The 7,926-nt window shown below is 50.7% G+C and carries 6 protein-coding genes; 3 read left to right on the top strand and 3 right to left on the bottom strand.

Translation table 11 applies throughout. The features are described from left to right. Positions 1-154 precede the first annotated feature (154 nt). The 3 genes from C7E10_RS11745 to C7E10_RS11735 all read left to right on the top strand — a co-directional run bounded on the left by C7E10_RS11745 (position 155) and on the right by C7E10_RS11735 (position 4,617). Complete coding sequence (locus tag C7E10_RS11745) at positions 155-1,519, top strand: sodium:solute symporter family protein (RefSeq protein ID WP_105327503.1); 1,365 nt, start codon at positions 155-157, stop codon at positions 1,517-1,519. A 23-nt stretch (positions 1,520-1,542) separates the two neighbouring features. Next, positions 1,543-3,270 carry a gamma-glutamyltransferase gene (gene ggt, locus C7E10_RS11740; RefSeq protein ID WP_105327502.1) on the top strand — a complete coding sequence of 576 codons (1,728 nt, stop codon included), beginning with the start codon at positions 1,543-1,545 and terminating at the stop codon, positions 3,268-3,270. 168 nt (positions 3,271-3,438) lie between these two features. Beyond that, positions 3,439-4,617 carry a M20 family metallopeptidase gene (locus C7E10_RS11735; RefSeq protein ID WP_105327501.1) on the top strand — a complete coding sequence of 393 codons (1,179 nt, stop codon included), beginning with the start codon at positions 3,439-3,441 and terminating at the stop codon, positions 4,615-4,617. A gap of 72 nt (positions 4,618-4,689) precedes the next feature. On the opposite strand, the gene C7E10_RS11730 is transcribed toward C7E10_RS11735, so the two are convergent. The 3 genes from C7E10_RS11730 to C7E10_RS11720 all read right to left on the bottom strand — a co-directional run bounded on the left by C7E10_RS11730 (position 4,690) and on the right by C7E10_RS11720 (position 7,742). Continuing rightward, entirely contained in the window at positions 4,690-6,171 is a 1,482-nt protein-coding gene (locus tag C7E10_RS11730) for a tripartite tricarboxylate transporter permease (protein WP_105327500.1), read from the bottom strand. Positions 6,172-6,182: 11 nt separating this feature from the next. Next, on the bottom strand, positions 6,183-6,650 hold the full coding sequence (locus C7E10_RS11725; protein WP_105327499.1) for a tripartite tricarboxylate transporter TctB family protein: 468 nt from the start codon (positions 6,648-6,650) through the stop codon (positions 6,183-6,185). A 96-nt stretch (positions 6,651-6,746) separates the two neighbouring features. Further along, on the bottom strand, positions 6,747-7,742 hold the full coding sequence (locus C7E10_RS11720) for a tripartite tricarboxylate transporter substrate binding protein (protein WP_105327498.1): 996 nt from the start codon (positions 7,740-7,742) through the stop codon (positions 6,747-6,749). Positions 7,743-7,926: the final 184 nt, after the last annotated feature.

Below are 7,926 nucleotides of genomic sequence, written 5' to 3'. Positions count from 1 at the left end.
TATATTTTGTTGTGCCACTTAGCAATAAGAGAAACAGAATTGAGCTGTTGGTAAATATGAGTGTGCCGTAACACTCGAAATCATTGGGAATTTGTCTTACCCTGTTTTGTATGATTTTATTTTACGGTGTTTTTATCAGAAAGGAGTCTTCGTTATGTTATTGGCAAGCTGGATCATCACCTTTATGCTGATCGTAGGCCTGGGCATCTATGCCGGTACCCGCATTACCCAGTCCGACCAGTGGAACGGCAGTGACCGCTCCATGGGCATCTTTTCCGTAGGAGCCATGCTGGGGGCCTGGCAGATTGGCGGCATGAGCATTGTAGGGGCTGCCCAAAACGGCTATACCATGGGCATCGCCGGCTGCTGGTACTCCATTGCCGGCGGTCTCTATTTCATCCTGATGGCTGTACTGGCCAAACCCATGCGCAAGTACATGAAAGCCAGTTCCCTGCCCGTGTTCCTGCGGGAACGGTACGGGGCTTCTGTTTCCAAGGTGCAGGCCTACATCTGGATTATTTTTGGTATCTTGTATATTCCCATCCAACTGAAAACGGTAGCCTCCGTAATCCAAATGGTGCTGCCGGGCATCAGCATCAACTGGGCCATGCTGATTGGGGTTACCATTGCCGCCTACACGGGCTTTGCCGGTATGAAGGGCTCCGACATCATCGGCCGGATTGTGTGCATTGCCACCTATATCCTGTTGATTGGTTTTGTAGTAACCAACCTGGACGACTTCCACGGCTACAGCGGCCTGCTAGCCAAACTACCTGAAGGCTACAACAACCTGACCGCCATGCCCGTTCAGCAGATCATCGCCTGGGCCCTGGGCGGCGCTCTCACCAGCATCGTCAGTCAGGCCGCCCTGCAGCCCATGTTCGCCGCCAAAAGCGACCACGACGCCACCTGGGGCTGCGTACTGGGCTACGTCATTGCCGGTCCTATCTGCATCTTGACGGCCATCATCGGCATGATGGCCAAAGCCAATACCAACAGCCTGGGTGATGGGGCCAGTGCCTTTGCCTGGAGCATTGCCCACCTGACCAGCCCGCTGCTGGCCGGCATTATCTTCGCCGTCATCACCATGATTGTGGCAGCCACCATGGCCACCATGATGATGGCCACCGGTACGGTAATTTCCAACGTTTACTCTACGCAAATCAATCCCCAGGCCACAGATAAGCAGGTATTGCAGGTATCCCGGAAAGGGACCATCATCGTTGCCTACATTTCCCTGTGCGTAGGTTTCCTGATTCCTTCCGCCCAAATGGTCAATATGTTCCTGACCTTGAACTACCTGGTGTACGCGCCTTTCAGCTTTACGGTCATCGCCGGGATGTTCTGGAAAGAGGTTACTGCCAAGGCTTCCCTGTACAGCATTGCCGCAGGGATTATCGTGGCCCTGGCCTGGATTTTCGCCGGTCTCAACTCTACTTTCAACGTGGTGTATCCCACCATTGCTGTCAGCTATATTGTGGGCTATGCGGTTACTAAAGCCCAAGCCCAACAAGCCTGATTTTTGAAGGAGGTCAATCAATCATGCCGAATCATCCTTATCTTGGTTATCAGCTCAATGACATTTTCTTCTATCGTCCCTATCCCTACGGGAGCAAGGGGGCTGTTTCCACCAACAGCCCCTATGCGGCCCAGGCAGGGCTGGAAATTCTCCGGCAGGGGGGCAACGTATTTGATGCGGCCTGCGCCGTTTCCCTGGTGCTGGGCGTGGTAGAACCCTACCATTCCGGCATCGGCGGCGGCTGCTTCCACGTGTTCTACCACAAGGAAAGCAACGAATTCTACTGCGTGGACGCCCGGGGGGTGGCTCCCCTCCACGCCTACCAGGATATGTTCCTGGACAAGGACGGGAATGTGGACCTGAACCTAACGGAGTTCTCCGGCCGTTCTGTAGCCGTTCCTGCCCTGTACAAGGCCATGGACAACCTGCTGCAGAAATTCGGCACCATGACCTGGGAACAGGTTTCTGCCCCGGCCATCAAGTTGGCCCGGTACGGCTTCCGCTGCGGCTTTACCTACGCCAGGGTATCGGATACCCCGGAAGCCGTGCACAACAAGGCGGCCTACGAAGGCTTCAGCGAGCTGTACCTGAAGGACGGCGAGCCCCGGGAATTTGGGGACCTGGTTGTAAACCCGGCCCTGGCCGACACCATGGAACAGGTTGCGGCTAACGGCGTGGATTGGTTCTACAACGGTCCCATTGCAGAGGAAATCGTAGAGTATGCCAATAAGGATCTGGGGCTCCTGTGCAAGGAAGACCTGACCAACTGCCAGCCCAAGAAACGGATTCCGGTCCGGGGCACCTACCAGGGCTATGATATTATTTCCATGGCGCCTCCTTCCTCCGGCGGCACCCACATTATCCAAATGCTGAACATCCTGGAAAACTTCGACCTGAAGAAAATGGGCTTCCATTCGGCAGCTGCCACCCACGTGATTGCCGAGACCATGAAGCTGATGTTTGCCGACCGGTCCGTGGCCATGGGGGATCCGGATTTCGTCAAAATCCATTCGGACAAGCTGCTTTCCAAGGAATACGCCAAGGAACTGGCGGCCAAGATTGATCTGGACCACGCCCAGGAATTTGCGCCCACCGAAGGTATCGAGGCCAGGGAATATCCGGGCTGCACCACCAGCTTCTCCATCATGGACCAATACGGCAACGCCTTTGCCCAAACCCAGACCATTCGGAACTGGTGGGGCTGCGGGGTGGTGCTGCCCAAACGGGGCTTTGTCCTGAACAACGCCATGGCCGATTTCAGCCCGAAAGTGGGGGTCAAGACCACCCAAGGCCTGGCCTATGGGGAAGCCAACGCCGTGCGGCCGGGCAAGACGCCCTTGTCCAGCATGAGTCCTACCCTGGTGTTCCAAAAGGGCAAACCGGTGCTGGCAGTAGGCTGCGCCGGCGGTCCCCGGATTATCACCAGCGTGCTGCAGATGATTCTGAACACCCTGACCTACGGCCGGATGATGGAACCTGCCGTGCGGACACCCTTTATGTGCTGCCTGACCAAGGAACAGGGACTGGAGCTAGAAGACGGGTTCTCCCCGGATACCATTGCCCTCCTGGAAGCCAAAGGCCACAAGGTGATTGTGCCCCCAGATATTGGGGAAATGTCCTGTATGCCCAACGGTATCCTGTACAAGGACGGGCTGTTCTATCCGGCCGGCACCAACCGGGTAGATGGCGGCGGCGGCATCCTGACCCAGGACGGAGCCATTGGCATTGACGGCATTTCGTTTAAGGATTGAGCAAGTAGAATAGTTAAGGAGCAGGAAAAATGCTGGTTATTTTTCCTGCTTCTTTTTTAGGTATTGTACTGCGCCCTCTTAACACCAGAGCGCAATTTGTTTCTGCTACTGTAACAGAACCCGCGTTTCTGCGGTATAATAGAAGCAGATGCATTTGGAGGTGGTTTCGTGAAAAACATAAGGTTATATAGTGCCTGTGAAAAGCTTCTGCCAGAATATCTAAAGCTCTGGCAGAAGGTGGTCAATGTGGACTGCGGTTCCCGGAACGGCAAGGGAATCGCCCGGGTAGCGGACTACCTGGAGGAGGAGCTGCGGCCGTTGCGCCTGGACAGCCTGGAACGGATCCCTATGGCAAATCCAGAGGACGGCAGTCATCTGCTGGTGACCTTTAAGGGCAAGGGAAAGGGCAAGATTATGGCCTGCGCCCATTTGGACACGGTATTTCCGGTGGGTACGGCCGCAGAGCGGCCCTTCCGCATTGACGGGGACTGGGCCAAGGGGCCTGGAGCGGCGGACTGCAAAAGCGGGGTTCTGATGATGGTGTTTGCCCTGAAACTGCTGCGGCAGTTTAAATATACGGACTTTGACACCATTACCCTGCTGTTTAATGCAGACGAAGAAATTTCTTCGCCGGACAGCCGGCATTTGATTGCCAAATTGGCGCCCCAGCACGACTGCTTCCTGTGCTGCGAATCCGGCCAGGAAGGGGACGGCCTGGTTTCCTCCCGAAAAGGCGCCAGCCGGATCCTGGTAAACGTCAAAGGCATTGCGTCCCATGCGGGGAACGCTCCGGACAAGGGTGCCAACGCCCTGATGGAATGCCTCCGGCAGATTGAGGGCATTAAGGCCCTGGAGGCTCCGGCCCGGGGTACCACCATCAACTTTACGGTGATACACTCTGGGGACGCGGACAATGTGATTCCTGCTGAAGCCCACGCCATTGCGGACCTTCGGGTAACGGATCCCCAGGAACTGGAGCGGGTCCAAAAGGCGGTGGAAGTGCTGGCCTTCCGGGCTTCCATTCCCGGCACCAGCGTGGATACCCAGGTGGAAATCGGCAGCCTGCCCTTCCCCAGTAACCCTGGTACCCGGGAGCTTACCGCCCTGGCCCAGGAAATCTACGGGGAACTGGGCCGGAAGCTGGTACTCCGGGATGTGGGCGGCTCCTCGGACGCCAACTGGGCTGCGGCCGCAGGGGCCGTCTGCGTGGACGGTTTTGGAGCCGTAAAGGGCGGCAAGAACCATACCCCCCAGGAATGTGCCCTGGTGCCCAGCGTGGTGCCCCGGATGTACCTCTTAACCCGGATGCTGGAAGAACTGGGCCATGCACCCAGGCTGATTAAATAATGCAAAAAAATATTCCTTTTCACCAAATGATGAAAAGGAATATTTTTTATTTACCGATTTACTCCAAAAGCCTTAATGGGCAAAGCGTACTTTTACTTGCTTATATACGGCCCACAGAATTACAAAGATAGAAATGCTCAGGAAGACAGCAGCAATAGGAGATTCAAAGAATGCCCAGAAATTGTTATCGGTATATTGCATGCCGCGCAGCAGATTCTGTTCGATGGCTTGGCCCAAGACCAACCCCAAAATCATAGGTGCTTGCGGATAACCATACTTTGACATAAAGAATCCAATTACGCCAAAGATCAAAGAGGTCCAAACATCAAACATACTGTGGTTGGTACCATAGGTCCCTACAATGCACAGTACAAAAATGATAGGGAACAAAATGTATTTGGGGACATCCAGCACTCTTACAAAGGCACGAATCCCGCCAAATTCCACAATCAACATAATGAAGGTAGCTACAATCAGTCCTGCAAACAGGCCATATACCAATTCTCCATTATTTTGGAACAGCAGCGGGCCAGGAACGATACCATGCAGCATCAAGCCACCTAAAATGATGGCCGTAACGGTATCCCCAGGAATACCCAACGTCAACAGGGGAATCAAAGCACCACCGATGGAAGCGTTGTTGGAGGTTTCAGAAGCAACAATACCGCCCATATACCCAGTACCATATTTTTCTGGATGCTTGCTTTGTTGACGGGCAACACTATAGGCTACGATATTGCTGGTGGCACCACCAATACCGGGCAGAATGCCAATACCAATACCAATCAAAGCGGACCGGATGAAGTTTACAAAATGGTCCTTAAACTCCTGCCAGGTAAAGCCAAAACCTTTGATTTTATAAGATAAAACCGTACCTTTTTTGTCACTAATTCCTTCGGAAGCCGCCTTTAAGATTTCAGCCGTAGCAAAAAGGCCAATCATCACCGGGAGTTGGGAAAAGCCGTTTTCTAATTCACTGAAGCCAAAGGTAAAGCGGGCGGAACCCGTAATATCAGAGATGCCAAACAAAGAAATAACCACACCAACGACCCCGGCCATAACTGCTTTAAAAGGATTATCAGAAATCATGGCCGCAATCATGGTTAGTGCAAATACACAAATAGAAAAGGTTTCAATAGGTCCAAACTTCAAGGCCAGCTTGGCCAGAGGCGGTGCAATGAAAAACAGAGCTCCAATAGAAAGAACGGTACCCAGGAAAGAGTATACAATACCAATTCCCAAAGCACGGCCGCCTTCACCTTTCTCCGCCATAGGCGCCCCATCAAAGGTGGTTGCCACTGAAGAAGGTGTACCAGGAATCTTTAAAAGAATGGCCGAAATCAAACCACCGGAAGTACCGCCCACATACAAAGCAATCAACATGGATATCCCATCAAGTGGAGACATACCAAACGTAATCGGCAGACACAGGGCAACAGCCATGGTAGAAGTAAGCCCTGGGATGGAGCCAAAAATAATACCAACGATAACACCGACAAGAATTATAAAAAGAGTTGTCGGGTTTAGAACGGATAAAGCACCTTCTAATACCATAATACTCCTCCTTAAAAAATTCCTGATGGCAACAGCAGCGAGAACACTTCTACGAACAAAATGTTAATGCCAATCGGGATAAATATAGATAACACTGCAAAAAGCATGTAGCGTTTCTTGCTGCGCAGGCTTTTGGGAGTAAAAAACCACATTTGAATAAACATATAAAGAGCGGAAGAAAGCACAAATCCTAAAATATCCAACGACAAAACATAGGCAACCAAAAGTACCAGTGTAGCAAAAAAGCCTTTCACATCCGCCGTAATCCCTTTTTCGTGGTCGTCCGGAGTCATTTTTTCCCAAAGCAGCAGGCCTATGCTGACCAAAACCCATATCTTGGTACAAACTTTTGGCATAAAATCCCCGCCTAAACCAATAGAAGACCCAGGATCAATGTGATTAGCGGAAATCATAAGGCCAATACCGACTATTAATAGTACGGTATCAATAATGTATTCCGAAAATTTTCGAGTACCCATACGTTTTCCTTTCCCAAATATCCAGAATCCTTCAATTTAGCTGCAGTATCCAGCTAAATTGAAGGATTTATGCAGTCATATGTTTAGAAGTGCTAGTTATTGTTCTTTTGCAACCTGCGTAAACTGAATCTTTTCCAGAGCCTTTTCAAAGGGTGCAAATTTGTCTAAGCCTTCTTGCCCTGCAGCAAAGAACGGTTTTTGGAAATACATATCATAGATTTTCTTTTGATATTCTTTATCATTTTCAATGATGTCTTTTGCCGCTGCATTAAAGGAATCAACCAGTGCTTGGTCGGTGCCTTTCGGGAAAGCTACAAAGTAGTAGAACGGAACATATGCATTAAAGCCTTGGTTCTTAATATTCTTTACATCAATGTGCTTATCAGGAACCACCAAATTGTTCTCGCCATCCATAGCTAGCGGAACCATTTCACCTTTTTCAATATAATCTTTTACACCGCCATAAGGAGAGAAGATTACATCAACATGGCCGCCTAACAGAGCCGTCAATCTAGAAGAAGCAGCGCCGGCATCAACCATTTTCAGTTTGAAGCCATCCTGCAGCAGCTGATCTGCGATAACGTAAGAAGTTGCACCCGTTTGAACGGCAATCTTTAATTCATTGGGATGGGCTTGGGAATATTGTTTTAATTCTGCCAAACTATTGATACCCAGGCTCTTATTGACTACAATAACGTTACCAGGGTTCAGCCCTACAACGGAGGCAAAAGCAAAGTCATTAAAGCCAAAATCCGAAGCTTTACTTGCTTTGTTAACTACAAAGGCTGTGTGGTTAAAGAGGATTATGCTGCCGTCCTTTTTCCCATCCTTAACCTTTCTGGAACCGGTAGCACCGCCATTACCGGTTACGTTGGAAACCACGAAGTTGGAACCCAATTTCTTACTTAATTTTTGGGCAAGCAGCCGAGCATTAAAGTCGGTGTCACCGCCTGCACCATACGGTACCACAATTTCAACATTTTTAGGCCATTTAACCTTACTGGCTTGCTTATTGGCGTCCTTGCTGTCGCCGCAGCCGGCCACCGCCAACATCATGACCGCCAAGCCTGCACACAATACTTTCTTTAACATACTTTCTCCCCCTTATCTAAAAATACTTGCACAATAAAAACCGAGATGAATCATAATGGTAAATTGCAAGTTGAATTTGAACAACTATAATCAAGAAACACACTCAATAGCATAAACTTCATCGAGGAATGCATCAAATAGCTCTGACGGCGTATGGTAGCCCAAAACACGACGTGGGCGCTGG

Origin of the sequence: Acidaminococcus hominis (assembly GCF_900291475.1) — a bacterium.
GTDB lineage: Bacteria > Bacillota > Negativicutes > Acidaminococcales > Acidaminococcaceae > Acidaminococcus > Acidaminococcus hominis.
This window is presented reverse-complemented; position numbering and strand designations above follow the sequence as displayed.

Coding starts and splice junctions, on each gene's coding strand:
- C7E10_RS11725 (WP_105327499.1), bottom strand. CDS start 6,650: ATGGGTACTCGAAAATTTTCGGAATACATTATTGATACCGTACTATTA.
- ggt (WP_105327502.1), top strand. CDS start 1,543: ATGCCGAATCATCCTTATCTTGGTTATCAGCTCAATGACATTTTCTTC.
- C7E10_RS11720 (WP_105327498.1), bottom strand. CDS start 7,742: ATGTTAAAGAAAGTATTGTGTGCAGGCTTGGCGGTCATGATGTTGGCG.
- C7E10_RS11730 (WP_105327500.1), bottom strand. CDS start 6,171: ATGGTATTAGAAGGTGCTTTATCCGTTCTAAACCCGACAACTCTTTTT.
- C7E10_RS11745 (WP_105327503.1), top strand. CDS start 155: ATGTTATTGGCAAGCTGGATCATCACCTTTATGCTGATCGTAGGCCTG.